The sequence below is a fragment of the Pseudomonas sp. C2B4 genome, assembly GCF_013359695.1.
Lineage (GTDB): Bacteria > Pseudomonadota > Gammaproteobacteria > Pseudomonadales > Pseudomonadaceae > Aquipseudomonas.
The window spans coordinates 34,431-59,098 of record NZ_JABFMU010000002.1; the positions used below are offsets into that span (position 1 = coordinate 34,431).

The 24,668-nt window shown below is 60.8% G+C and carries 28 protein-coding genes; 11 read left to right on the top strand and 17 right to left on the bottom strand.

What is annotated here, in order from left to right; translation table 11 throughout:
• Positions 1-33 precede the first annotated feature (33 nt).
• Positions 34-354 carry a multidrug transporter gene (locus HNQ83_RS01840; protein WP_175387397.1) on the top strand — a complete coding sequence of 107 codons (321 nt, stop codon included), beginning with the start codon at positions 34-36 and terminating at the stop codon, positions 352-354.
• Positions 355-507: 153 nt separating this feature from the next.
• Here the strand turns inward: HNQ83_RS01840 and HNQ83_RS01845 are convergent, their stop codons facing one another.
• The 5 genes from HNQ83_RS01845 to HNQ83_RS01865 all read right to left on the bottom strand — a co-directional run bounded on the left by HNQ83_RS01845 (position 508) and on the right by HNQ83_RS01865 (position 5,191).
• Positions 508-759: a YfhL family 4Fe-4S dicluster ferredoxin gene (locus HNQ83_RS01845; RefSeq protein WP_003195146.1), complete on the bottom strand. Its 252-nt coding sequence runs from the start codon at positions 757-759 to the stop codon at positions 508-510.
• A gap of 102 nt (positions 760-861) precedes the next feature.
• Entirely contained in the window at positions 862-1,341 is a 480-nt protein-coding gene (gene coaD, locus HNQ83_RS01850) for a pantetheine-phosphate adenylyltransferase (protein ID WP_040071510.1), read from the bottom strand.
• A gap of 115 nt (positions 1,342-1,456) precedes the next feature.
• The gene (locus tag HNQ83_RS01855; protein WP_175387398.1) at positions 1,457-3,052 is read right to left on the bottom strand and encodes a GMC family oxidoreductase; all 1,596 of its coding nucleotides are present in this window, start codon (positions 3,050-3,052) and stop codon (positions 1,457-1,459) included.
• Between the two features lie 134 nt (positions 3,053-3,186).
• Positions 3,187-3,732, bottom strand: a complete 546-nt coding sequence (locus HNQ83_RS01860) for a twin-arginine translocation pathway signal protein (protein WP_175387399.1) — start codon at positions 3,730-3,732, stop codon at positions 3,187-3,189.
• 28 nt (positions 3,733-3,760) lie between these two features.
• Positions 3,761-5,191: a coniferyl aldehyde dehydrogenase gene (locus HNQ83_RS01865; protein ID WP_175387400.1), complete on the bottom strand. Its 1,431-nt coding sequence runs from the start codon at positions 5,189-5,191 to the stop codon at positions 3,761-3,763.
• Positions 5,192-5,337: 146 nt separating this feature from the next.
• On the opposite strand from HNQ83_RS01865, the gene HNQ83_RS01870 reads away from it, so the two are divergent.
• Both HNQ83_RS01870 and HNQ83_RS01875 read left to right on the top strand, forming a co-directional pair.
• On the top strand, positions 5,338-6,009 hold the full coding sequence (locus HNQ83_RS01870; protein WP_175387401.1) for a TetR/AcrR family transcriptional regulator: 672 nt from the start codon (positions 5,338-5,340) through the stop codon (positions 6,007-6,009).
• Positions 6,010-6,042: 33 nt separating this feature from the next.
• On the top strand, positions 6,043-6,897 hold the full coding sequence (locus HNQ83_RS01875) for a sulfurtransferase (protein WP_175387402.1): 855 nt from the start codon (positions 6,043-6,045) through the stop codon (positions 6,895-6,897).
• 102 nt (positions 6,898-6,999) lie between these two features.
• Here HNQ83_RS01875 and HNQ83_RS01880 read toward each other — a convergent pair whose 3' ends face one another.
• From HNQ83_RS01880 to HNQ83_RS01900, 5 genes are read right to left on the bottom strand one after another with little or no spacing between them, the layout of a single operon-like run.
• Positions 7,000-7,845: an AraC family transcriptional regulator gene (locus tag HNQ83_RS01880; RefSeq protein ID WP_175387403.1), complete on the bottom strand. Its 846-nt coding sequence runs from the start codon at positions 7,843-7,845 to the stop codon at positions 7,000-7,002.
• A 3-nt stretch (positions 7,846-7,848) separates the two neighbouring features.
• The gene (locus HNQ83_RS01885; RefSeq protein WP_372241871.1) at positions 7,849-8,850 is read right to left on the bottom strand and encodes a hydrolase; all 1,002 of its coding nucleotides are present in this window, start codon (positions 8,848-8,850) and stop codon (positions 7,849-7,851) included.
• Positions 8,851-8,910: 60 nt separating this feature from the next.
• Positions 8,911-9,519 (bottom strand): 16S rRNA (guanine(966)-N(2))-methyltransferase RsmD, encoded by a 609-nt coding sequence (rsmD, locus tag HNQ83_RS01890; RefSeq protein ID WP_175387405.1) that lies wholly within the window; start codon positions 9,517-9,519, stop codon positions 8,911-8,913.
• Positions 9,519-11,009, bottom strand: coding sequence for a pitrilysin family protein (locus HNQ83_RS01895; protein WP_175387406.1), 1,491 nt, complete (start codon positions 11,007-11,009; stop codon positions 9,519-9,521). Before HNQ83_RS01895 ends, rsmD begins: the two co-directional genes overlap by 1 nt.
• Complete coding sequence (locus HNQ83_RS01900) at positions 11,002-12,357, bottom strand: pitrilysin family protein (RefSeq protein WP_175387407.1); 1,356 nt, start codon at positions 12,355-12,357, stop codon at positions 11,002-11,004. Before HNQ83_RS01900 ends, HNQ83_RS01895 begins: the two co-directional genes overlap by 8 nt.
• A 344-nt stretch (positions 12,358-12,701) precedes the next feature.
• Here HNQ83_RS01900 and ftsY point away from each other — a divergent pair, with 344 nt between their 5' ends.
• The 4 genes from ftsY (at position 12,702) to rpoH (ending at position 16,865) form a co-directional block, all read left to right on the top strand.
• Complete coding sequence (gene ftsY, locus HNQ83_RS01905) at positions 12,702-14,210, top strand: signal recognition particle-docking protein FtsY (RefSeq protein WP_175387408.1); 1,509 nt, start codon at positions 12,702-12,704, stop codon at positions 14,208-14,210.
• Positions 14,207-14,878, top strand: coding sequence for a cell division ATP-binding protein FtsE (gene ftsE, locus HNQ83_RS01910; RefSeq protein WP_077046069.1), 672 nt, complete (start codon positions 14,207-14,209; stop codon positions 14,876-14,878). The genes ftsY and ftsE overlap by 4 nt, the downstream gene beginning before the upstream one ends.
• On the top strand, positions 14,875-15,897 hold the full coding sequence (ftsX, locus tag HNQ83_RS01915) for a permease-like cell division protein FtsX (RefSeq protein WP_175387409.1): 1,023 nt from the start codon (positions 14,875-14,877) through the stop codon (positions 15,895-15,897). Before ftsE ends, ftsX begins: the two co-directional genes overlap by 4 nt.
• A gap of 113 nt (positions 15,898-16,010) precedes the next feature.
• Entirely contained in the window at positions 16,011-16,865 is an 855-nt protein-coding gene (gene rpoH / locus HNQ83_RS01920) for an RNA polymerase sigma factor RpoH (RefSeq protein WP_047534555.1), read from the top strand.
• Between the two features lie 209 nt (positions 16,866-17,074).
• Here rpoH and mtgA read toward each other — a convergent pair whose 3' ends face one another.
• Complete coding sequence (gene mtgA, locus HNQ83_RS01925; RefSeq protein ID WP_175387410.1) at positions 17,075-17,797, bottom strand: monofunctional biosynthetic peptidoglycan transglycosylase; 723 nt, start codon at positions 17,795-17,797, stop codon at positions 17,075-17,077.
• A gap of 74 nt (positions 17,798-17,871) precedes the next feature.
• On the opposite strand from mtgA, the gene HNQ83_RS01930 reads away from it, so the two are divergent.
• The 4 genes from HNQ83_RS01930 to trmB all read left to right on the top strand — a co-directional run bounded on the left by HNQ83_RS01930 (position 17,872) and on the right by trmB (position 20,114).
• Entirely contained in the window at positions 17,872-18,252 is a 381-nt protein-coding gene (locus HNQ83_RS01930) for a DUF423 domain-containing protein (protein ID WP_175387411.1), read from the top strand.
• 71 nt (positions 18,253-18,323) lie between these two features.
• Positions 18,324-18,524: a sulfur carrier protein ThiS gene (gene thiS, locus HNQ83_RS01935; protein ID WP_007953386.1), complete on the top strand. Its 201-nt coding sequence runs from the start codon at positions 18,324-18,326 to the stop codon at positions 18,522-18,524.
• A gap of 60 nt (positions 18,525-18,584) precedes the next feature.
• Complete coding sequence (locus HNQ83_RS01940) at positions 18,585-19,379, top strand: thiazole synthase (RefSeq protein ID WP_096514398.1); 795 nt, start codon at positions 18,585-18,587, stop codon at positions 19,377-19,379.
• 9 nt (positions 19,380-19,388) lie between these two features.
• Entirely contained in the window at positions 19,389-20,114 is a 726-nt protein-coding gene (gene trmB, locus HNQ83_RS01945; protein ID WP_137804902.1) for a tRNA (guanosine(46)-N7)-methyltransferase TrmB, read from the top strand.
• A 131-nt stretch (positions 20,115-20,245) separates the two neighbouring features.
• Here trmB and HNQ83_RS01950 read toward each other — a convergent pair whose 3' ends face one another.
• Genes HNQ83_RS01950 through HNQ83_RS01975 form a run of 6 tightly spaced genes read right to left on the bottom strand, consistent with a single transcriptional unit; the run spans position 20,246 to position 24,596 of the window.
• The gene (locus HNQ83_RS01950; RefSeq protein ID WP_175387412.1) at positions 20,246-20,569 is read right to left on the bottom strand and encodes a DUF3392 domain-containing protein; all 324 of its coding nucleotides are present in this window, start codon (positions 20,567-20,569) and stop codon (positions 20,246-20,248) included.
• Positions 20,570-20,579: 10 nt separating this feature from the next.
• A complete protein-coding gene (gene hemW / locus HNQ83_RS01955) occupies positions 20,580-21,779 on the bottom strand; it encodes a radical SAM family heme chaperone HemW (RefSeq protein WP_256668824.1) in 1,200 nt (399 codons plus the stop codon).
• Positions 21,776-22,372 carry an RdgB/HAM1 family non-canonical purine NTP pyrophosphatase gene (gene rdgB / locus HNQ83_RS01960; protein WP_033043028.1) on the bottom strand — a complete coding sequence of 199 codons (597 nt, stop codon included), beginning with the start codon at positions 22,370-22,372 and terminating at the stop codon, positions 21,776-21,778. Before rdgB ends, hemW begins: the two co-directional genes overlap by 4 nt.
• Positions 22,369-22,803: a DUF4426 domain-containing protein gene (locus HNQ83_RS01965; RefSeq protein ID WP_175387413.1), complete on the bottom strand. Its 435-nt coding sequence runs from the start codon at positions 22,801-22,803 to the stop codon at positions 22,369-22,371. Before HNQ83_RS01965 ends, rdgB begins: the two co-directional genes overlap by 4 nt.
• A gap of 25 nt (positions 22,804-22,828) precedes the next feature.
• On the bottom strand, positions 22,829-23,449 hold the full coding sequence (gene metW, locus HNQ83_RS01970; RefSeq protein ID WP_077046059.1) for a methionine biosynthesis protein MetW: 621 nt from the start codon (positions 23,447-23,449) through the stop codon (positions 22,829-22,831).
• A gap of 7 nt (positions 23,450-23,456) precedes the next feature.
• Entirely contained in the window at positions 23,457-24,596 is a 1,140-nt protein-coding gene (locus HNQ83_RS01975; protein ID WP_175387414.1) for a homoserine O-acetyltransferase, read from the bottom strand.
• Positions 24,597-24,668 lie beyond the last annotated feature (72 nt).

Below are 24,668 nucleotides of genomic sequence, written 5' to 3' on the forward strand. Positions count from 1 at the left end.
AGTGTTCTGACTGTCCAGCCGAAGGACCGCGCCATGAAGCTGTTTCAAACCCTTGTCGTCGCGTTGCTGCTGAGCATCGGCACTTCAGCCGTCGCCAGCAGTGGCAGCGGCGATCCGCTTTACACCATTCAGAATCCGCCTGCGTACGCCATGATTGGCGATCTGCTGATTGCCCGGCCGTTGCTGGTCGCGGCGACGGTGATCGGCGCGGGTGTGTTTGTGGTGTCGCTGCCCTTTACCGCGTTTGGCGGTGGGGTGGGGGATGCGGGGCAGGCGCTGGTAGTCGACCCGGCGAAAGCGGCGTTTGCTCGGTGTCTGGGGTGTGTCGGGGAGGGGTTTGAGCAGCGGGAGTGAAGCCAGTTACCTTTTCGGTGTGGCTGATGGCCCTTTCGCGAGCAAGCCCGCTCCCACATTTGATCTGTGTTGTTAATCAAAATGTGGGAACACCCTGAATCTACTGTGGGAGCGAGCCTGCTCGCGAAGGCGTCGGCTCAGGCAACCCAACACTCAAGCCTTACCGGTAATCTTCCGGTACTTCTCCATCAACTGCTCTTCAGTCTCCGGATGGGCTTCGTCCAGCGGAATGCAATCCACCGGGCAGACCTGCTGGCACTGCGGTTCGTCGTAGTGGCCGACACATTGCGTGCACAGGTTCGGGTCGATCACATAGATCTCTTCGCCTTGGGAAATGGCGGCGTTCGGGCACTCGGGTTCGCAGACGTCGCAGTTGATGCAATCGTCGGTGATGATCAGGGACATGCTAACTCCAGCCGGGGCGGCAGGCCCGGGCGTAATATATCAATGCCCGTAATTGTGCCGCATTGGCGCCCGTAGTGCACGCGGGCGCCGATTGAGCGGTGGCTACTTCTTGAATCGCAGGGTCAGGGCATCCGCCACCGCAGGGTGTACGAACTTGGTGATATCGCCGCCCAGGGCTGCAATTTCACGGACCAGCGTCGAGGAAATGAACGAATAACGTTCGGACGGGGTAAGAAACAGGCTTTCCACATCCGGCGCCAGTTGCCGGTTCATGTTGGCCAACTGGAACTCGTACTCGAAGTCCGAAACCGCGCGCAAACCACGCAGGAATACGTTGGCGTTCTGCTCTTTGGCGAAGTGCGCCAGCAGTGTCGAGAAGCCGACGACTTCAACGTTCGGCAAATGTTTAGTGACCTCGCGGGCCAGTTCCACACGCTGTTCCAGCGGAAACAACGGGTTTTTCTTCGGGCTGGCGGCGACAGCAATGATCACGTGATCGAACAGGCGCGCGGCGCGTTCGACCAGATCGCCATGGCCCTTGGTAATAGGGTCGAAGGTACCTGGGTACAACACTCGGTTCATCGCGTCGTCCTGGCGGGAGTGCGTTGGGGAGTCGGATGGTATCGCAGCCTTACCGGTCGGCCAAGTCGCCTGTTGGGTAAGAAAGCACTATAGACGATAGGAATATTCGTCTTTTTCATGGATTTTTCAAACGTTCAGCCAGGGAAGTGGCCAGTTGTGCCGTCAGTCCATAGACCGACAATTGCGGGTTTGCGCCAATGCTAGTGGGGAACAGCGAGCCGTCGTGGATCGACAGATTACCCAGTTGATGGTGTCGGCCGAGGCTGTCGGTTACGGCGCTTTTTGCGTCTTCGCCCATGGCACAACCGCCCATCACGTGGGCGCTGCCCAGTCGCGTGCGGTACAACTCCAGGCTCAGGCTATCGATCAGCGTGCGCGCTTCGCCCAGGGTTTTCACGTAGTGCGCATCGGCATGCATCGGCATCACGGCTTTGGCGCCACCGGCGAACTGGATCTCGGCCATGCTGTGGAACGCCCGGCGCAACCCCTCCCAAACATAGGGTGAAACCTGGTAATCGAGTACCGGCGTGCCGTCACCGCGCAGTTCGACGCTGCCGCCCGGGCTGTCCGGGTGGAAACCGTCACGCAGCAACGCCAGCATGGCGTGGGTGTGCGGCAGGTTGGCCATGTGCTGCGCATTTTCCTGGCCGAAGCCACCTAGCAGCGTCGCCGCCAGCGCGGGGTGGAGCGGCGGTACCTCCAGCTTGTAGCCCATCTTGCCGGTGGTGCCGTCCAGCCATTGGAAATGGTCGGAGTAGATCGACTGCGGCGCTCCGTAAAACGGGTTGATTACTTCGTCGAACTGCCCGGCGGACATGTTCACCACGTGCAGGAACGTCCGTTTGCCCAGGCGTTTGTGCGGATCGGGCGCGTCGGAGCGCAACAGCAGAGCCGGGCTGTTGATCCCGCCGCCGGCCAGCACGTAATGCCGTGCCTTGACCGTAATGCTGCGCCCCGTGGGCTCGACGCAGCGTGCGTCCATCGCCACGCAGTGCAGCCCGGTAACGTTGTCACCGCTGATGAGAAGTTTTTCGGCACGGGCCAGGTAGAGCAACTCCCCACCCTTTTCCAGGGCAGCGGGAATGGTGGTGACCAGCATCGATTGCTTGGCGTTGACCGGGCAGCCCATGCCGCAGTAGCCGAGGTTCCAGCAGCCGCGTACGTTGCGCGGGATCACGTGCCAGCTGTAGTCGAGCTTTTCACAGCCTTTACGAATCACATCGTTGTTGGCGTTGGGTGGAACCATCCACGGTGCGATGCCCAGGCGTTGCTCCATTTTCTCGAACCACGGCGCCATTTCAGCCGGGCTGTGCCCCTTCACGTTGTGCTCTTTGGCCCAGTGTTCCAGGGTCGGCTCGGGGGGGCGGAAGCTCGAGGTCCAGTTGATCAACGTAGTACCGCCTACCGCTCGCCCCTGGAGGATGGTGATCGCACCGTCCTTGCTCATCCGGCCGATGCCTTCCTGGTAGAGGCTGGCGTAGGCCTGGTCTTCGAGCAATTTGAAGTCGGTGCTGGTCTTGAGCGGGCCTTCTTCGATCAGCAGCACTTTGTAGCCGGCGGCGCTGAGTATTTCCGCCGTGGTCCCGCCACCGGCACCGCTGCCGATGATGGCGATATCCGCTTCGAGGGTCAGGTCCTGGGTCAGTTGTGAGCCGTCATGGGTTTTCCAGCCACGGGCCATGCCTTCGCGGAACGGGTCGGGTACGGGCATTCTCGGGTTCTCTTGTTGTTATGGTTTGGATCAGCGGTGTTCATTCGGCCGTCTTCGCGAGCAGGCTCGCTCCCACAAAGGGTTATGCGATCCCCTGTGGGAGCGAGCCTGCTCGCGAAGGGGGCGACACGGTTTCAGACGGTTGGCGGCCCGGGATACCCGCAATGCGCCCACGACTCCTTGCGCCCGTACCAGGCCATCATCACCAGTTGCAGTAATGAGCTGTGGCCCATGCGCAGCAGACTCAGCGAGCTGTTCTCCCAGCGATCGAGGAAGTGCCGGATATCAGCGGCGCTGGCGTTTTCCCAGCTGCCCCAAATGCCCGTCAGTGGCCCACGTGTCACGGCCATGCCCAGCACATCGAACAGCTGACGGGTCAGCTTGAGCATTTCCGGCGACAAGTGATCGAGGCTGTCATCCAGGCTTTTCAAGGTGCCTTCGACAGCGCTGGGCATCTGTCCAGCGGCCACGGCGCCATCAAGCATCACCGGAATTAGTGCGCGTAAAAACAGCAGGTCGCCACTGCGCAGCGCCGCAAAACCACTGGCGGCAACGTTCGACGAACAGCCACTGAGGCTGGCCCCCAGCCCGGCAGTGGCAAGAAAGGCGCTCGCACCGAGGCTGAATTTGAGCAGGCCGCGCCGTGACAGCGCGGGGGTATCGGACAGGCTTGGGCTCATTATTGTTTTTACCCGATGGCGTTGAGCGTTAGCGGATGAACAGCTTCTGGATCAGTTTCTGGATGGATTTTCCGTACGGCGGGTAGATCAGTTTCGCTGCATTGAAACGTTGTTTGATCAAGACGCCCTTGGCCTTGCTGAAGGTCAGGAAACCCTCGTGGCCGTGGTAATGGCCCATGCCCGAGGCGCCGATGCCACCGAACGGCATGTCATCCTGGGCGACGTGCAGCAGCGTGTCGTTGAGGCACACACCGCCGGAATGGGTTTCATGCAGTACGCGGCTTTGCTCGCGCTTGTCGTAACCAAAGTAATACAGCGCCAGTGGCCGAGGGCGCTGGTTGATGTAGGAAAATGCTTGATCCAGATCCTTGTACGGCACGATCGGCAGCAGCGGGCCGAAGATTTCGTCCTGCATCACCGTCATGTCATCGCTGACATTGAGCAGTAGGCTATGCCCCATACGGCGACCCTGACCCTGCTCGAACAGCGGAACCAGCAGCGCGCCTTTGCTGGTGGCGTCGCTGAGGTAGCCATTGAGCCGCGCCAGTTGTCGGTCATTGATAATCGCGGTGTAGTCCGGGTTATCAGCCAGCGTCGGATAAAAGCCGCGAACCGCCTGGCGATAAGTCTCGACGAACGCGCCGACACGGTCCTCTGGCACGAGGACATAGTCCGGCGCCACGCAGGTTTGCCCCGCGTTGAGGGTTTTGCCGAAAGCGATGCGTTCAGCGGCATCCTTGAGGGGCACGTCACGGGACACGATGGCCGGGGACTTACCGCCCAGTTCCAGGGTCACCGGCGTCAGGTTCTCTGCCGCCGCACGCATCACGTGCTTGCCGATGCTGGTGGCGCCGGTGAACAGCAAATGATCGAAACGCAGCTTTGAAAAAGCCACACCGATATCGGCTTCACCCAGTACTACGCAAACCAAGTCTTCGGGAAAGATGCGCCCCAGCAGTTCCTTGAACAGCAAACCGGTGGCGGGGGTCGATTCGCTCAACTTGAGCATCACCCGATTGCCCGCCGACAACGCACCGACCAATGGGCCGATGGCCAGATACAACGGATAGTTCCAGGGCACGATCACCCCGACCACGCCCAGCGGCTGGTAAACCACTTTGGCCGAGGCCGGTTGGAAGGCTACGCCAACCTTGCGCCGCGATGGACGCATCCAGCCTTTGAGGTGCCGACTGGCGTAATGAATGCCGTGCAGGCTGGGCATCAGTTCGGCGAGCAGGGTTTCATCGGCGCTGCGGTGGCTGAAATCCTGGCTGATCGCATCGATCAGGGCCTGACGTTCGTTGTTCAGCAACTCACGCAATGCCTTCAGCCATTGCTGGCGTTGGGCCGCCGGTGGCATGGGGTTGGCGGCGTAGGCAGCGCGTTGCGCATTGAACAGGGATTGAAGCTCTTCCAGAGGATGCTGCAGATCTTGCAGGTAGGAGATTTCAGCAGTCATGGTCGGCTCCGGTTTTATTGTAATTAGGCACTTTTTAGAGTCTATGCTCTATAAAGTCAAATGACATCCTGGCGCAGCTTTGTTTTATCCCTGTCCGGATAGGTCGTAAGATGCCCCTCAACGCACTCCGAATTTAAGCTCAAGCCATGGCCCCACGGATAAAAACCAGCGAGCGCATCGTGCAGAACAGCCTGGAGCTGTTCAACCAGCAGGGCGAGCGCAGCATCAGCACCAACCATATTGCTGCCCACATGGAAATTTCCCCGGGCAACCTGTACTACCACTTCCCCAACAAGCAGGCGATCATTGCCGTGCTGTTCAGTGAGTACGAGAGCCTGGTGGACAGCTTCCTGCGCCCGCCCCAGGGGCGAGCGGCAACGGTGGAAGACAAACGCTTCTACCTCAAGGAATTGCTGTCGGCCATGTGGCGTTACCGGTTTCTGCATCGCGACCTCGAGCACTTGCTCGACAGCGATCCGGACCTGGCCGGGCGCTACCGGCGTTTTTCCCAGCGCTGCCTGATCCAGGGCACGCACATCTACGAAGGTTTCGTCGACGCCGGCATCCTGAAAATGGACCGGGTGCAGATTGAATCCCTGACCCTCAATGCCTGGATCATCCTCACGTCCTGGGTGCGTTTTCTGTGCACTACCCGGGAAAATTCCAGCCACCTCAGTGAGCAGGCGATCAAGCGCGGGGTCTATCAGGTGCTGGTGCTGGAGGCCGGGTTCGTGACGGATCAGGCGCGCGAGGCGGTCAACGCGTTGTTCGAAGAGTTTTACGTACCACTGGCCCAGGCGCTGGAAGAAATACAGTAAGGTCCAAATCCGGTTTAATCACAGGAGCCCGTTATGCCCATTGCGCAACTGATCAGCCCGCAAGCGTTGGACCTGAAAAAGGAGCAGCCGGGGCTGGTGATTCTGGATTGTCGTTTTGCCCTCGAAGACCCGGATTACGGTCAGCGCAGCTATGCCGAAGGCCACATCGCGGGGTCAAGTTTTGCCGATCTTGAGCGTGATCTCAGTGGGAAAGTGGAGAAGGGCGTGACTGGGCGCCACCCTTTGCCCGAGCCGGCCGACCTGATCGAGCGCCTGCAAGCCTGGGGTATCAACAGCGACAGTGACGTGGTTTTGTACGACGACGGTCCGGGTGCCTACGCGGCTCGGGCCTGGTGGTTGCTGGCCTGGTTGGGCAAGCGTGATGGTGTGTTCATCCTCGATGGCGGGCTCAAGGCCTGGCATGCGGCAGGTTTGCCCCTGAGCCTTGATCCGCCGTCGATCACTCGCGGCACCTTTACCGGAACCCCGGATGCCTCGTTGCTGCTCAGCGCCGAGCAGCTACTGAAACGCCTCGACAAGCCCGAACTGACCTTGCTCGACGCCCGCGCCTTGCCGCGCTTCAAAGGCGAAGTGGAGCCGATTGACCCGATTGCCGGGCATATTCCCGGCGCGCAATGCGCCGCGTTCACCGACAACCTGGGCAGCGACGGGCGTTTCCTGCCGGCCGATCAGCTCAAGCAGCGATTCGCCGCGAAACTGGGCAATCGGTCGCCAGATGATCTGGTGGCGTATTGCGGTTCTGGCGTCACGGCCTGCCATAACCTGTTTGCCTTGTGTCTGGCGGGTTATCCGTTGGGTTCGCTGTATGCCGGGTCGTGGAGTGAATGGATCAATGATCCGGCGCGCGGGATCGCTACCGGCGAGTAAACACTGATCCACTGTGGGAGCGAGCCGGCTCGCGAAAGCGGACTATCAGCCGACGGAGATGTTGGCTGACACACCGCCTTCGCGAGCAGGCTCGCTCCCACATTAGAGATGTGTAGCCAGTGATTGCCGCGCACTTCGATACGCCCCCGGCCCCACCCCATACACCTGCTTGAACTGCCGACTCAAATGGCTCTGATCGGCAAACCCCAGTTGCGTCGCCACTTCCAACGGTAAGCACCCGCCTTGCAGCAACGCCCGCGCCCGGGCGATGCGCTGTTGCATCAACCAGGTGTGCGGCGGCATGCCCGTGGCGCGACGGAATACACGGGCGAAATGGAATGGTGACAGATTCACCGCCGCCGCCAGTTCTTCCAGCGAAGGCGGTGCCGCCAGTTGCGCGTGCAGCAGCTCCTTGGCGAGCGTCACCGCGCGGTGCTCCTTGCCCGGTTTGCCAGCGTCCGCAACGGCTGCGTGACGTTGCAGCAGCGACAGCATCAGTTCGCGCCATGCTGTCTGTTGCTGCAGCGCGGTGGTCGGGCTTTCCAGCAAACGATGCAATTGGCAGAAACCGTTCACCAGATCCAGGTCGCGATACAGCGTGGCGCTGAACGCCGGCAAGGTGTGGGTCGGCAGTTCGAGTTCGGCCAACAGTGACAGAATTTGCCCGCTGTCCGGATAAAACGCCCGGTACAACCAGCCGTCCTCCGTGCCCTTGTGGCCGGTGTGCAGTTCGTCGGGGTTGATCAATACCAGCGTGCCGCTGCCGGCCAGGTGCTCGGCGCCGCGATAGCGGTAACGCTGGGCCCCGGCCATGATCATGCCGATCACGTAACCGTCATGCACATGGGGGGCGAAACGGTGTTCGATGTAGCGCGCCGACAACAATTCGACCCCGGCCAACGGCGCCGTTTGCCAGAAGTGGATCGATTCGCCCTGATCGACGTCCATGGTCTACTCGCGTCCCGCAGTCGTCAGCCATTGGGGAATGCGCCGTTCCAGGTAGTAACCTGGCTGCCTGACCGAGCCGTCGACAAATCCGACATGTCCGCCTTTGGCCTGCAATTCGAACTGAGTGCAGGGAGACAACTCATCCGCTAGCGGCAGGCTGTGGGGAAAGACGAAGGGGTCGTCGGCGGCCTGGATGATCAGGGTCGGCGTGCGAATTTCCCCGAGGAAGTAGCGGCTCGACGCGCGGCGGTAGTAGTCCTCGGCGTCGGCGAAGCCATTCAAGGGTGCGGTCACCCGACCATCGAAATCCCAGAACGTGCGCATGTTTTCCAACGAGCCCAGTGCCGCCAGGGCGGCCAGGCCGTCCTCGTGCCCGTCATGCTGGAATTGGCGTTGCTTGTTTTTGATATAGGCCAGCATCTCGCGCATGAAGTGCGCCTGATAGACCTTTGAAAACCCCTGACCGATACGGTCTGCGCATTGGTCCAGGCGAAACGGCACCGACACCGCCACCGCGCCGAGCACGCCACTGTCACTGCCGGTTTCGCCCAAATGCTTGAGCAGGACATTGCCGCCCAGGGAGTAACCGACGGCATACAGCGGCGCGAGAGGCCGCTTGGCCCGCAGGTGCCTGATGGCTTCGGCCAGGTCTTCACTGGCGCCGGAATGGTAACTGCGTGGCAATAGATTGGGTTCGCCCGAACAACCGCGCCAATTCAGCGCAACGCTGGCCCAGCCCTTGTTGCCCAAGGCTTTTTGCATCCCGGCAACGTAGGGCGAATTCGATGAGCCGGTCAGCCCGTGCAGGACGAGCACCAAGGGTGCATCGACGCTGTGCGGGCCGTGCCAGTCCAGATCGAGGAAATCGCCGTCCTCCAGCCACAGGCGCTCGCGTTCGCGTTCGATGTGGGTGGTCTTGCGCCATAGCGGTCCCCACAAGGTCTGCAAGTGCGGGTTGCCAAGGCCGAAGGCGGGAGTGAAGCGTTCTGACGGAGGGTGCACGATTGTTCTCGAAGCAGTGGCGCACACCCGATTTCAGGTGCGCGCCTTGTTCAGACCGGTCGATCAGCCGGCGATCTCTGCCATACGTTGCCACAACGAATAATAGACCCGCCCGGATTTTTGTTCCCGGTGCAGACGCCAGTTTCCCGGCAGGCCAAGGGTCGAGGGTGCGGTTTCGCTCTCGGTGTAGACCCAGGCATCCTCGGCCAGCCATTGGCGCTCTTCGAGCAGCTTGCACACGGCGGGCAGCAGGTTCTGGTTGAACGGTGGGTCGAGGAAGACCAGGTCGTAAGCCGTTGCCGGCTGGCCTTCCAGATAGCGCAGGGCATCGGCGGTCTGGACCTGGCCGGTGGTGCAGCGCAGCGTGCCCAGGTGTTCCTTGAGGCTGGACACTGCCAGGCTGCTGGCATCCAGCGCCTGGCCCATGGCTGCCCCTCGGGACAAGGCTTCAAGGAACAGCGCGCCGCTGCCGGTGAACGGGTCCAGTACCTTGGCGCCGGGAACGTAGGGTGCGAGCCAGTTGAACAGGGTTTCACGCACCCGGTCCGGCGTCGGGCGCAGGCCCGGGGCATCGGGGAAGCTCAGTTTGCGGCTGCGCCATTCGCCACCGATGATGCGCAGCTGGTTCACGCCGTTGTGCACGGGCTTTTTGGATTTCGATTGAGTGGCCATTAATGCTCCGGAACCCCGAGCGGTTGCTCGGCAGGTTTATCAGTAGGGGCCGGTAACGGCTTTTGCGGCACGGTCGGGCCAGCGCTGACGATGACCATTTTGTCCGTGCTCAGGTGTTTGTTCATGGCGGCTTTAACTTGCTCGACGGTCAGGTCCTGGGACTGTTGCATGAAGTCTTCCAGATGACTCAAGGGCAGATTGTAGAAGCCAATCGCACCCAGCTGGCCGACGATATCGGCGTTGCTGGCCGTGGACAGCGGGAAGCTGCCAGCCAGTTCGCGCTTGGCGTCGTCGAGTTCTTTTTCGGTCGGGCCGGTCTTAAGGTAGTCGGCGAGGACGTCCTGCACCAGCTTCAGAGTGCCTTCGCTCATCTCGGCGCGGGTCTGCAGGTTGATCATGAACGGGCCACGCGCCTGCATCGGACTGAAACCTGAGTACACACCATAAGCCAGGCCACGTTTCTCGCGCACTTCGCTCATCAGGCGCGTACCGAAACCGCCACCGCCGAGGATCTGGTTACCCATGGACAGCGCCGCGTAATCCGGATCGTCGCGGTCGATGCCCAGTTGCGCGAGCATCAGGTTGGTCTGCTTGGACGGGAACTCGATATGACCGATGCTGGCCTTGGGTTCGCCAGGTTGCGCGATTTTCGCCAGGGCCGGCCCTTTGGGCAGGGCGGTGGATACCTGTGCGGCAATGGCTTCGGCTTCGGCGCGGGACAAATCGCCCACCAGCGCGATGACCACGTTGCCGGCTGCATAGGCCTTCTCGTGGAACGCACGCAGCTGCGTCAGGGTCACCGCCGGAACGGTTTTCGCCGTGCCATCGCTGGCATGCGCGTACGGATGATCGCCATACAGGCGGTTCATCAGTTCAAGGCTTGCCAGTTTGCCAGGGTTCTGTTTCTGGTATTCGAAGCCGGCCAGCATCTGGTTCTTGATGCGGGTAAACGAGTCGGCGGGGAAGGTCGGTTTGCCGACGACCTCGGCGAACAGCTTCAAGGCCGGTTCGCGCTTGTCCACGGCACTGAGGCTGCGCAGGGACGCAACGGCCATGTCTTTGTAGGCGCCGTTACCGAAATCGGCCCCCAGGCCTTCGAAGCCCTGGGCGATGGCGCTGACATCCTTGCCGGCCACGCCTTCGTTGAGCATGGCATTGGTCAGCAATGCCAGGCCTGGGGCGTTGCCGTCCTGGCTGCTGCCGGCGGCGAAGATCAGGCGCATGTCGAACATGGGCAGTTCACGGGCTTCGACAAACAGCACCTTGGCGCCTTCGGCGGTATTCCATGTCTGCACGTCGAGCTTGCGGTGGCTTGGTGCCTTGCCGTTGAGTTCGGTCAGCGATTGCAGCTTCTGGCTGGCCTTGGCCTTGTCCAGGGCTTCGCTGGCATTGGACTCACCGGTCCGGGTGAAATAGAACCCGGCCGATCCGATCAGGGCGACAGCGATCAGGCCGAACAGGACCCGGCGCGTTTTTTTATGTTCACTCATGAGTCGTCTCCTCCGGCAGTACATGGGCGACGCTGAGACGTTCGCGGGTGAAATACAGCTTGGCGGCTTTCTGGATATCTTCCGGTGTCACGCTTTCCAGTTCGGCGAGTTCGCTGTCCATCAGCTTCCAGGACAGGCCGACGGTCTCCAGTTGGCCGATGGCGGTGGCCTGGCTGGTGATCGAGTCGCGCTCGTATACCAGACCGGCGATGACCTGCGCGCGCACCCGTTCCAGTTCTTCAGTGGATGGCGCGGTGGTTTTCAATTGTTCCAACAGTTTCCATAAACCGGCTTCGGCCTGTTCGATGGTTTTCTTTTTCTGGCTGTTGGGCGTTGCCGAGAGGGTGAACAGGCTGTCGCCGCGGGTGTAGGCGTCATAGCTCGACGAACCGCCGGACACCAGCTCTTCGCCGCGCTCCAGTTGCGTTGGGATGCGTGCGCTGTAGCCACCATCAAGCAGGGCTGAGATCAGGCGCAAGGCATTCACCAGGCGTTTGTCTTCGGTCGTGGCGATGCTCGGCACGTTGAACGCGAGCATCAGGCTGGGCAGTTGGGTCTTCACGTGCAGGGTGATCTTGCGCTCGCCGGGTTCGGCCAGTTCCAGCGGAATCTTCGCCGACGGCACATCCCGCTTGGCGATAGGGCCGAAGTAACGTTGTGCCAGGGCTTTGACTTCGTCCGGGGTCACGTCGCCGACCACCACCAGGGTGGCGTTATTCGGCACGTACCAGGATTCATACCAGCGGCGCAGCTCTTCGACCTTCATGCGGTCCAGGTCCGCCATCCAGCCGATGGTCGGGGTGTGATAGCCGCTGGCCGGGTAGGCCATGGCCTTGAAGCGTTCGTAGGCCTTGGCCATTGGCTTGTCGTCGGTCCGCAGGCGACGTTCTTCCTTGATGACTTCGATCTCGCGGGCGAACTCGTCGGGCGGCAGCCGCAGGCTGGCCATGCGGTCGGCCTCCAGCTCGAAGGCGACGCCCAGGCGGTCGCGGGCCAGCACCTGGTAATAGGCGGTGAAGTCATCGCTGGTGAAGGCATTTTCTTCGGCGCCGAGGTCGCGCAGGATCAGCGACGCTTCGCCAGGGCCGACTTTCTCGCTGCCCTTGAACATCATGTGTTCCAGGGCGTGGGACAAACCGGTCTGACCCGGCGTCTCGTAGCTGGAGCCAACCTTGTACCAGACCTGGGAAACCACCACCGGCGCACGATGGTCTTCGCGCACGACGACCTTCAAGCCGTTGTCGAGGGTGAACTCGTGGGTGGGTTGCGGATCGGCAGCCAGGGCCGAGAGGGGCAGACAAACTGTGCTGAGCAGCAGGCCTGCGGCGCGGCGGGCTAGAGCATTCATTCGTTTTTAAACCTGTTGGGCTGCCCGCTTGGTCTTAGCGTCAGCGGGCGAGAGGGTGCTAGGATACTGATCCGTTTTAGCGGCGGCCACGCCTATCAGGCCTTTATGCTTGATCAGGTTGAAAGGGTTTTCGACGAAAGGTGGATATTTATCACCCGAGTTCTGCTTTTTCGCCGATTTTGCTGCTTTAGTCCTATGAGAAATCGATTTCCTGAGGCGCCGATGAGCCCCTCGACAAAATGTTGCGCGTGAACAAGCTGGGTCAATTGCAGTCTGTTCTGCATCGAATATTTATTTGCCGGGGCGCCCATTGGCGCGTCGCTACCGTGAGATAGCCGTCCTCCATGTTTGGTTCCAACGACGACAAGAAGACCCCAGCTGCGGCTGGCGAAAAGAAAAGCCTGTTCGGATGGCTGCGCAAAAAGCCGCAGGAACCCGTCGTCGAACAGCCACAGCCACTTCCTGAGCCAACACCCGCGCCGGTTATGGAAGCCGAACCTGCACCGGCTGTGTTGCCCATTACAGAGCCGGTGCAGCCGCCGGTCGCCGAGCCCGTCAACAACATCGCAGCCGAATTGCCGGTGGCTCCGGTCGCCGAACCCTGGCTGACCTTGCCGGTGGCGGAAGAGCCGGTGGCCCTGGTCGAAGATGAGCAGACGCCGCACGTGACACCGCCGATTCCTGCGCCGAGTCCTGAACGGGCTCAGGCACCGGTGGTTGAGCCGGTTGTGGCGCCAGCGCCTGAGCCCGTGATTCCTGCATTTGTTCCACCGGTTGCGCCGATTGTTCAAGCGCCAGAGCCTGCACCTGCACCTGCACCTGCACCTGCACCTGCACCTGCACCAATCATCGAGCCTGTCGCCGCCGCACCTGTCGCACCTGTCGAAGCTCCGTCGGAGCCTGTGCGTACTGAAGAAAACAAGGCCGGTTTCTTTGCCCGCCTCAAGCAAGGTCTGTCCAAGACCAGCGCCAGCATCGGCGAAGGGATGGCCAGCCTGTTCCTGGGCAAGAAGGCCATCGATGACGACCTGCTTGATGACCTAGAGACTCGCTTGCTGACCGCCGACGTCGGTGTCGAAGCGACTTCGGTGATCATCCAGCGCCTGACCCAGAAGGTCGCGCGCAAGGAACTGGCTGACTCCGATGCACTGTACAAGTCTTTGCAAGGCGAGCTGACGGCGATGCTCAAGCCCGTCGAGCAACCCCTGAAAATCATCTCGCAGACCAAGCCATTCGTGATTCTCGTCGTCGGCGTCAACGGTGCCGGCAAGACCACGACCATCGGCAAGCTGGCGAAGAAGCTGCAACTGGAAGGCAAGAAAGTCATGCTCGCCGCCGGCGACACCTTCCGTGCCGCGGCGGTCGAGCAATTGCAGGTTTGGGGTGAGCGCAACAAAATCCCGGTCATTGCCCAGCACACCGGGGCTGACTCTGCTTCGGTGATCTTCGACGCCGTGCAGGCCGCCAAGGCCCGTGGCATCGATGTGTTGATCGCCGACACCGCTGGCCGGCTGCACACCAAAGACAACCTGATGGAAGAGCTGAAAAAGGTTCGCCGGGTAATCGGCAAGCTCGACGCCGATGCGCCACACGAAGTGCTACTGGTGCTCGACGCCGGCACTGGCCAGAACGCCATCAACCAGGCCAAGCAGTTCAACCAGACCGTCGAATTGACCGGCCTGGCGCTGACCAAGCTCGATGGTACCGCCAAGGGCGGGGTGATTTTCGCCCTGGCCAAGCAGTTTGGCCTGCCGATACGCTACATCGGCGTCGGCGAAGGCATCGACGATTTGCGCACTTTTGAAGCTGAACCCTTTGTCCAGGCACTGTTTGCCGAGCGGGAGCGTTCATGATTCGTTTCGAACAGGTCGGTAAACGCTATCCGAACGGTCACGTCGGCTTGCATGAGCTGAGCTTTCGAGTCCGTCGTGGCGAGTTCTTGTTTGTTACCGGCCATTCCGGTGCGGGCAAGAGCACCTTGTTGCGGCTGTTGCTGGCCATGGAACGCCCGACGAGCGGCAAGCTGCTGCTGGCCGGGCAAGACCTGAGCACCATCAGCAACGCCCAGATTCCGTTCCTGCGCCGACAAATCGGTGTGGTGTTCCAGAATCACCAGTTGCTGTTCGATCGCACCGTATTCAACAACGTCGCACTGCCGCTGCAGATACTCGGCCTGTCCAAGGCCGAGGTGGCCAAGCGCGTGGATTCGGCCCTGGAGCGCGTGGCACTGTCGGACAAAACCGATCTGTATCCCGGCGATCTTTCCACCGGCCAGCAACAGCGCGTCGGTATCGCTCGTGCCATCGTTCATCGTCCGGCCCTGCTGTTGGCGGACGAACCGACCGGTAACCTCGACCCGCGTCTGGCGGCGGAAATCATGGGCGTGTTCGAAGACATCAATCGTCTGGGCACCAGCGTGCTGATCGCCAGTCACGACCTGGCCCTGATCGCGCGCATGCGCCACCGCATGCTGACCTTGCAGCGCGGTCGATTGATTGGCGACGGGGAGGCTGGCGTATGAGTGCGACACGCAGTCCAAAGGTTTCCGAGCGCGTGGCTCCAAAAGCCGCCGATCCGCAGCCGCAGAAGAAAAAACACGACGATGACGATGGGCCGGACTTCGCCACGCTGTTCCGCGCCTGGGTCGAAAGTCATCGCGCTAGCCTGCTGGACAGTTTGCGTCGTTTGGGCAAGCAACCTATCGGCAGTTTTTTCACCTGCATGGTGATGGCGGTTGCCCTGAGTTTGCCCATGGGCCTGTCACTTTTGCTAAGTAACGTCGAGCGCCTGGGTGGTTCCTGGCAGCGCGCGGCGCAAATTTCGCTGTACTTGCAGCTCGAGGCCAGTCCGGCTGACGGCGAAGCGTTGCGTGAGCAGATCAAAGGCATGCCCGGTGTGGCGGAGGCCGAGTATGTGGGCCGCGATCAGGCGCTGGAGGAGTTTCAGCAGCAGTCCGGTTTGGGCGAGGCGCTCAAGGAGCTGCCGGAAAACCCGTTGCCCGGCGTCGTGCTGGTAACGCCGAAGGAAATCGACAAGTCGGCACTTGAAGCATTAAGACAAAAACTTTCCGAGCTGCCGAAGGTACAACAGGCGCAGCTTGATTTAGTCTGGGTCGAGCGTCTGGCAGCGATCCTCAAGCTGGGTGACCGTTTTGTCTTCGGTCTGACCGTGCTTCTGGTTTCTGCATTACTTTTGGTGATAGGCAATACCATTCGTCTTCATATTGAAAACCGCCGCACAGAGATAGAAGTCATTAAACTGGTCGGCGGCACTGACAGTTATGTGCGCAGGCCCTTCCTTTATATGGGCGCGCTTTATGGCTTCGGTGCGGGGATTCTTTCCTGGGGCGTATTGGCGTTCGGCCTTGACTGGCTGAACGACGCGGTGGTGGGGCTGGCCGGTTTGTATGGCAGTGATTTCGCTCTCGCCGGCGTGCCGGTAGCCGATGGTCTGTCTCTCTTGCTTGGCGCGGTGCTGTTAGGGTATATCGGTGCATGGATTGCAGTCGCTCGCCACCTGCGGGAGCTTGCGCCAAAGTAATATCATTTTGCTCGTATTGACCTTTCAGTTTTTGTGGGAACTTGTTTAGCGGTTTCCGGTCAATTTTCGCAGTGCTTAACTGCACGAGTTATGTAAGTCGGAGGTTTTTTCGTATGACCAATTCTTTGCAGCCTGCATATGCTCTGGTCCCGGGTGCGAACCTGGAGGCCTATGTGCACACGGTGAACAGCATTCCATTGCTGACGCCGGAGCAGGAGCGTGAACTGGCCGAGAGTCTCTATTATGAGCAGGATCTTGAGGCGGCTCGGCAGATGGTGCTCGCCCACCTGCGGTTTGTCGTACATATCGCCCGTAGCTATTCCGGCTACGGTCTGGCTCAGGCTGACCTGATCCAGGAAGGTAACGTCGGCCTGATGAAGGCTGTGAAACGCTTCAACCCGGAAATGGGCGTGCGCCTGGTGTCCTTTGCCGTGCACTGGATCAAGGCTGAAATTCACGAGTTCATCCTGCGCAACTGGCGGATCGTGAAAGTCGCGACCACCAAGGCCCAGCGCAAGCTGTTCTTCAACCTGCGCAGTCAGAAGAAACGTCTGGCCTGGCTGAACAACGAGGAAGTCCATCGTGTTGCTGAAAGCCTCGGCGTGGAGCCGCGGGAAGTGCGCGAGATGGAGAGCCGCCTGACCGGCCATGACATGGCCTTCGATCCGGCCGCCGAAGCTGACGACGACAGTGCTTTCCAGTCGCCGGCCAACTATCTGGAAGACCACCGGTACGACCCGGCCCGTCAACTGGAAGATGCCGATTGGAGCGACAACTCCAACCACAACCTGCACGAAGCGCTGGAAGTGCTGGACGACCGCAGCCGTGACATCCTCTACCAGCGCTGGCTGGCAGAAGAAAAAGCCACGCTGCACGACCTGGCGCAGAAGTACAACGTCTCGGCCGAGCGTATTCGCCAGCTTGAAAAGAGCGCGATGAACAAGCTCAAGTTGTCGATCGCCGCATAACCTGCGCGAAGGCAATAAAAAACGCCCCGATCATTGATCGGGGCGTTTTTGTTTGTGTCTGATGTTCTTGATTCACACAAGACCAATGTGGGAGCGAGCCTGCTCGCGAATGCGCCAGGTCAGTCGCTATAAGTGTTGATGAAACAATCGCTTTCGCGAGCAGGCTCGCTCCCACAGGGATATTCGATGTCCGAAAAATTTGTGATCGACTATTGGGACCAAGGTGCCCGGCGCGAATCATTCAGCCCCACCAGGTAACTGTCACCCCCGAGCTGGCTCATCTGCCGCCGTATCCAGCCTGCACGCCGCGCCACGTAAGAGGTCGGATGGCTGGCGCTCCACACTCGCGGGTTTGGCAATACGGCGGCCAACAAGCTCGATTGCTGGCGGCTGAGGCCTTTTGCGCTCACGCCAAAGTGATGTCGAGCCGCCGCTTCGGCGCCGAATACCCCATCGTCCCATTCAACGCTATTGAGGTAGACCTCGAGAATCCGCTGCTTGGGCCAAAACACTTCGATCAGCCCGGTAAACCAGGCCTCCAGGCCCTTGCGCAGCCAGCTGCGGCCAGACCACAGGAACAGGTTTTTGGAGACTTGCTGGCTCAGGGTGCTGGCGCCGCGTACCGAACCGCCCAGCTCGTTGTGTGCCAGCGCTGCGCGGATCGCGCCGATGTCAAAACCCCAGTGCTCCGGGAATTTCTGATCTTCGCCAGCAATCACCGCGACTTTCAAATCATCGGAGATTTCTTCCCAAGGCTTCCAGGTGCGTTGCAGGTCGATGGGTTCGCCGTCGAACCAGGATTCGATCTTGCGCTCGACCATCAGGGCCGTCCCCGGTGGGGGTACCACGCGGAAAATCAGCACCAGCAATACGCTGCCGCCCATGAACCAGAGCACGGCCTTCGTGAAACGACGGAAATAGATACGCAGCATAGAGATGGCTTGGCCGAACCCGTTGAGCGGGCCATTATACAGACCCTGTTGATCGAGTCTGACTGGAGTTCTTCATGCTGCGTGGCTTTCTGATGCTGGCCGCTTTTTTCGGCTTCACCGGTGTCGGGCTTGGGGCCTTTGCCGCCCACGGCCTGAAAAGCCGTCTGACACCTGAATACCTGGCGATTTTTCATACCGGCGTCACTTATCAGCTGGTGCACACCCTGGCACTGCTGGGTGTGGCGCTGCTGGCCACACAGATCCCCGGTCGATTGGTCACCTGGGCCGGCGCCTCCTTTGCCGTCGGCATCCTGCTGTTCTCCGGCAGCCTGTACGTGCTGACGCTGACCGGTGTCAGCAAGCTCGGCATCATCACGCCCTTCGGCGGCCTGGCGTTTCTGGTGGGCTGGCTTTGCCTGGGCCTTGCCGCCTGGCGCTTGCCGTTGACCGCTTGACGCTTGTTGCTGACCTTTAGGTCATGATCGGGCTAGAATGCCAGCCCCAAAAAATGATGGCGGCATCCGGCATGCGCATTCAGTTGAACGGCGAATCCTTTGAACTGCCCGACGGTGAAACCGTTGCGGCCCTGCTCACCCGTCTGGACCTGACCGGACGCCGGGTGGCGGTCGAACTCAACCTGGATATCGTCCCGCGCAGCCAGCATGCAGACACGACATTGAATGACGGCGATAACGTCGAAGTCGTGCACGCCATCGGCGGCGGCTAGCCGTCAGGCCTGCATGGGCCGAGAATTCTGCAAGACCCTCACCCCTACAGAGGATTTCCCATGAGCATCGTTCGTAGCGACAAGCCTTTCGTTCTGGCCGGTCGTACTTACCAGTCGCGTTTGCTGGTCGGTACCGGCAAATACCGTGACATGGAAGAAACCCGTCTGGCCATCGAAGCCTCGGGTGCCGAGATTGTCACGTTTGCCGTGCGCCGTACCAACCTCGGCCAGAACCAGGGCGAACCGAACCTGCTGGATTTCCTGTCGCCGGATCGCTACACCTTCCTGCCGAACACCGCGGGTTGCTACGACGCTGTCGAGGCCGTGCGCACCTGCCGCCTGGCCCGTGAGCTGCTCGACGGCCACAATCTGGTGAAGCTGGAAGTGCTGGCTGACCAGAAAACCCTGTTCCCCAACGTGATCGAAACCCTCAAGGCCGCCGAATCGCTGGTCAAGGAAGGCTTCGACGTGATGGTCTACACCAGTGATGACCCGATCATCGCCCGGCAACTGGCGGAAATCGGCTGCATCGCGGTCATGCCGCTGGCCGGTCTTATCGGTTCGGGCCTGGGGATCTGCAATCCGTACAACCTGCAGATCATCCTCGAAGAAGCGAAAATCCCGGTGCTGGTGGATGCCGGTGTCGGCACCGCTTCCGACGCCACCATCTCCATGGAGCTGGGCTGCGACGCAGTGCTGATGAATTCGGCCATCGCCCATGCACAGCAACCGATCATGATGGCCGAAGCCATGAAGCACGCCATCGTTGCTGGCCGACTGGCGTACCTCGCCGGCCGTATGCCGAAAAAACTCTATGCCAGCGCCTCTTCGCCGCTGGATGGTCTGATCAAGTAAGAGCCATTGATGACTGAATCCAAAGACACGCCAATCCAGACGGAAGAAGGCGACGAGCGCCAACACCGCCGCATCAAGAGTTTCGTGATGCGTGCCGGGCGCATGACCGAAGGCCAGCAGCGCGGCCTGGAGCAGGGCGCACCGTTGTTCGTGCTGCCCCTGGCCGACGCACCGGTCGACTTCGACCAGGTCTTTGGCCGCTCGGCCCCGCGTTCGCTGGAAATCGGCTTCGGCATGGGCCATTCGCTGCTGGAAATGGCGGCCGCTGCACCGGAGCAGGATTTCATTGGCGTGGAAGTTCACCGTCCGGGTGTTGGCGCGTTGCTCAATGGTGTGCTGACCCAGGGCCTGACCAACCTGCGGGTCTACGATTGCGATGCAATCGAAGTGCTCAACCGTTGCGTGGCCGACAACAGCCTGGATCGCCTGATGCTGTTTTTCCCGGATCCGTGGCACAAGAGCCGTCACCACAAGCGCCGTATCGTTCAGGCGTCGTTCGCTGAACTGGTGCGCAGCAAGTTGAAGGTCGGCGGCATTCTGCACATGGCCACCGACTGGGAACCGTACGCCGAATACATGCTGGAAGTGATGAACGTCGCGCCGGGTTATCGCAACCTGGCCGAAGACGGCAAGTGCGTACCACGCCCGGCCGAGCGCCCGATCACCAAGTTCGAACGCCGCGGCGAACGTCTTGGGCATGGGGTTTGGGATTTGAAGTTCGAAAAGCAGTCCTGAGCCTTACACCATACAACCTGTGGGAGCGAGCCTGCTCGCGAAGGCGATCTGACAGTCAACGAAGACGTTGAATGTTATGACGCTTTCGCGAGCAGGCTCGCTCCCACAGTTGTTTTTTGGGTGTAGCTGAATCAGCGGCGGTCAGCGACTACGCCGATGAGGACCAGAACTACCAGTAGAACCGGCGCCAGGCTGTAGTTGTTGAACTGGCTCAAGCCGCGAACGATCCAGGGCGTGGCATAGATCAGCGCGGCACCGCTGCCGATCATGCACAGCAGGGCCATCAGTGGGACGCGCAAGGCACCGGCGATGCTACCCAGGCGTTGCTCGACCCAGCCTTTGAAATCCGCGCCGAACAGCACCAGCAGGCAACCCACCAGGGCCAGGGCGATTTCCGAGAGGTTGCTGCGGCTCCAGCGAGATACGGTGGCGAGCAAGTCGAGTACCAAATCCATTCGATTTTCCTTAGGTCAGAAAAGTCTGCAACAAGTCGTTGAGGAAGAGCTGTCCGCGCTCGGTGGCCGCCAGACGTGACGGTTCGACCTGCAACAGGCCGCTTTGTTCGGCTTCACGGCGGGCTTCGGCCAGGCTTTCCAGGGGAAGCCCGGTGCGCTCCGGATACAGCCGCGCCTCGACACCTGCGGTCAGGCGGAGGGCATTCATCAGGAACTCGAACGGCATTTCTTCATTGGTCAGCGCCTTTTCGCCAGCCTGAAAGCGTTTTTTCGGGTTCAGATAGTCCTTCGGCAGGCGAGTCTTCCAGGTGCGGATGATGCGCCCGTCCGGGTGGCTGAGTTTGCCGTGGGCGCCGGCACCGATACCAATGAAGTCGCCAAAGCTCCAGTAATTGAGGTTGTGCCGTGCTGGACGACCGGGTTGGGCATAGGCCGAGACTTCATACTGGGCGTAGCCGTGTTCGGCCAGCAGCGCCTGGCCAGCTTCCTGAATGTCCCACAGCGTGTCGTCTTCCGGCAGCGTCGGCGGCTGGTTCCAGAACACCGTGTTCGGCTCCAGGGTCAGCTGATACCAGGACAAATGGGTCGGCTTCAGGGCGATGGCCTGGCGCAGGTCGCTCAGTGCGTCATCCAGGGACTGATCGGGCAAGCCGTGCATCAGGTCCAGATTAAAGTTGTCGAACCCGGCCTCGCGGGCCATGCCGGCGGCGCGTACGGCTTCATCACCGTTGTGAATCCGTCCCAGTGCCTTGAGTTTTTCCTGCTGAAAGCTCTGAATGCCGATCGACAGGCGATTGATGCCCAGCGCCCGGTAAGCGACGAATTTCTCTTGTTCAAATGTCCCCGGATTGGCCTCCAGGGTGATTTCGATGTCGCTGGCAAACGGGATGCGCTGTTCGACACCTTTTAGCAATCGGCCCAACGCTTGGGCACTGAACAGGCTCGGCGTGCCGCCACCGAAGAAGATCGAACTCAACTCGCGGCCATAAACGGCGTGCAGGTCCTGATCAAGGTCGGCCAGCAACGCGTCGACATACTCCTCTTCCGGCAGCACCGGGCTGGCCGTATGGGAGTTGAAGTCGCAATAAGGGCATTTGCGTACACACCACGGGATGTGGATGTACAGCGCCAGGGGCGGCAGCACTGGCAGGGCCGCCCGAGGCGTTTGCGCGCCGCCGAAGATCAGCGGCGCGGATGATTCAATGGTCATTTCAAGCCCAGACGCTGGCGCAGCAGATCCATTGCACGGGCGCGGTGACTGATCTGGTTCTTGTCGCCCGGGCTCAGCTCGGCGCTGGAGCAATCGCGCTCCGGCACCCAGAACAGCGGGTCGTAGCCAAAACCGTGTTCGCCGCTGGCCTGGGTCAGGATGCGGCCGTGCCACAGGCCTTCACACAGGATTGGCAGCGGATCGTCGGCATGACGGACCAACGCCAGTACGCAGACGAACTGCGCGCCGCGTTCGGCTTCAGGCACGTCCTTCAACACGTCGAGCAGTTTGGCGTTGTTCGCCGCATCGCCCTTGCCGTCGGCATAGCGCGCCGAGTAGATGCCTGGCGCGCCACCGAGGAAATCCACCGCCAGCCCGGAATCGTCGGCCAGTGCCGGCAGGCCGGAAATGCGCGCGGCATTGCGGGCCTTGAGGATGGCGTTCTCTACGAACGACAGACCGGTTTCTTCAGGCTCCACGCTGCTGAACTCGCCGATCGAGCGCAATTGCACCGACTCGCCGAGCATGGCCTGGAGTTCCTTGAGTTTGCCGGCGTTATGGCTGGCCAATACGAGTTGCGTGAAGTTGATCATTCGCCGGGGAAGAGCTCTTGGTTGAAGTTGATGGTGTTGATTTTGTCACCGGTCTGCACCTTGATGTCGAAGGTGCGGGTTTCCTGCTGGGGTACCGGGTATTGGGCGATGTAGTAGATCGCGCCCTGTTCGGTGATCTGCTTGAAGTTCAGGTTCACGCTTTGGCTGGTCAGGTCTTTGACCGTGCCGCTGACCTGGGCCATCTGCGGTTTGCCGTCCTTGAGCACGGAAATGTTGATCACGCCCTGGTTCTTGCTGCGGGTGAGTTCCGCGGCCTTGGCGATGTCCGGCGTCAGGAACGTGGAGTTGAAGGTGTTGTAGTGCACCGTCGTGTCGCCAAAGACTTCCTTGCGATCACCTTTGATCGCATCAGCGGCAATGGCCGTGACGCTCAGGCAGGCGGTGAATAAAAACAGTGCTAGACGACCCATGATCATTCTCCTCGAAAAAAGGTGTTCAGACCGCGACCTTGTGGTCTGCAAGCCCCGGGCTGCTGACGCGGTAAATGCCGATCTCACCTAACAGATTAGGCCATAGCTTGCTGGCCCACCCGTGCCGATGCTGTTGATCCACGGCCAGCCGATCAATGACCTTCGCTTCACGTTCGCGGCACAACGCCTCAAAGTCGGCGAAGGTGCAGAAGTGGATGTTCGGCGTGTTGTACCAGGTGTACGGCAGAAACTCGGAAACCGGCATCCGGCCCTTGCTCGCCAGGTACCAGCGGCAGCGCCAGTGACCGAAATTCGGGAAGGTGATGATGCACTGGCGGCCGACCCGCAGCATTTCGTCGAGGATCTTGTCCGGGTAGTGCACCGCTTGCAGCGCCTGGGTCATGACCACGATGTCGAAACTGTTGCTGGCGAAGTTGCCCAGGCCCTTGTCCAGGTCCTGTTCGATGACGTTGATGCCCTTGGCCACGCACTCGGCGATGTTGTCCGCGTCGTTTTCCAGACCGTAACCGGTGACTTGCTTGTTGTCGCGCAGCCAGGTCAGCAGCTCGCCGTTACCGCAACCGAGGTCGAGCACGCGGCTGCCGGCGGGGATCCATTCCTGGATGATTTCCAGATCAGCTCTCATGGCTATCTCACAACGTAATGCGGTTCATGTAATTGCCGAACGCCTGCAAGTAGCGCGGGATCGGAATCAGGAAGGCGTCATGGCCTTGCGGCGCGTCGATCTCCAGGTAACAGACGTCCTTGCGCGCGGCCATCAGCGCGTCCACCAGTTCCCGCGAGCGGGCCGGGGAGAAGCGCCAGTCGGTGGTGAACGACATCACGCAGAACTTGGCGGTGGCGTTGGCGAAGGTCTTGGCCAGGTCATCGTCGAAGTTGGCCGCCGGGTCGAAATAGTCCAGGGCCTTGGTCATCAGCAGGTAGGTGTTGGCGTCGAAACGCCCGGAAAACTCTTCACCCTGATAACGCAGGTAGCTTTCCACCTGGAACTCGACACTGTGGAAGTCGTAGTTGAGCTTCTCGCTTTTCAGGCCGCGACCGAATTTCTCGCCCATGGAGTCGTCGGACAGGTAGGTGATGTGCCCGACCATCCGCGCCAGCATCAGCCCGCGCTTGGGGATCACCCCTTGTTCCTGGAACGAACCGCCGTGGAATTCGGGGTCGGTGAGGATCGCCTGACGCGCCACTTCGTTGAAGGCAATGTTCTGTGCCGACAGTTTGGGCGCCGAGGCGATGGCCAGGCAGTGACGGATACGGTCAGGGTAAGTGATGCTCCATTGCATCGCCTGCATGCCACCGAGGCTGCCACCGATCACGGCGGCGAACTGGGCGATGCCGAGTCGGTCCGCCAGGCGTGCCTGGCTGTGCACCCAGTCTTCCACGGTCAGTACCGGGAAATCGGCGCCGAATGGCTTGCCGGTTTCCGGGTTGATGCTGCTTGGGCCGGTGGAGCCGTTGCAGCCGCCGAGGTTGTTCAGGCTGACCACGAAGAACTTGTTGGTATCGATTGGCTTGCCGGGACCGATGCAGCTGTCCCACCAACCGGGCTTGCGGTCGTCGGGGCTGTGGAAGCCGGCCGCGTGATGGTGGCCGGACAAGGCGTGGCAGATCAGCACAGCGTTGCTCGCGTTGGCGTTCAGCGTGCCGTAGGTTTCGTAAATCAGGTCATAGGCCGGGAGCGAACGACCACAGGCCAACGCCAGGGGTTCGCTGAAGTGCGCCACTTGCGGCGTCACCAGACCAACAGAATCGGGGGGGAAGGCAGCTGGCATCGACCCTGCTCTCATTGAAATGAGGCGTAAGTCTAAAGACCGCTGGGGTTAGCGGCAAGCAAAGGCCGGGCC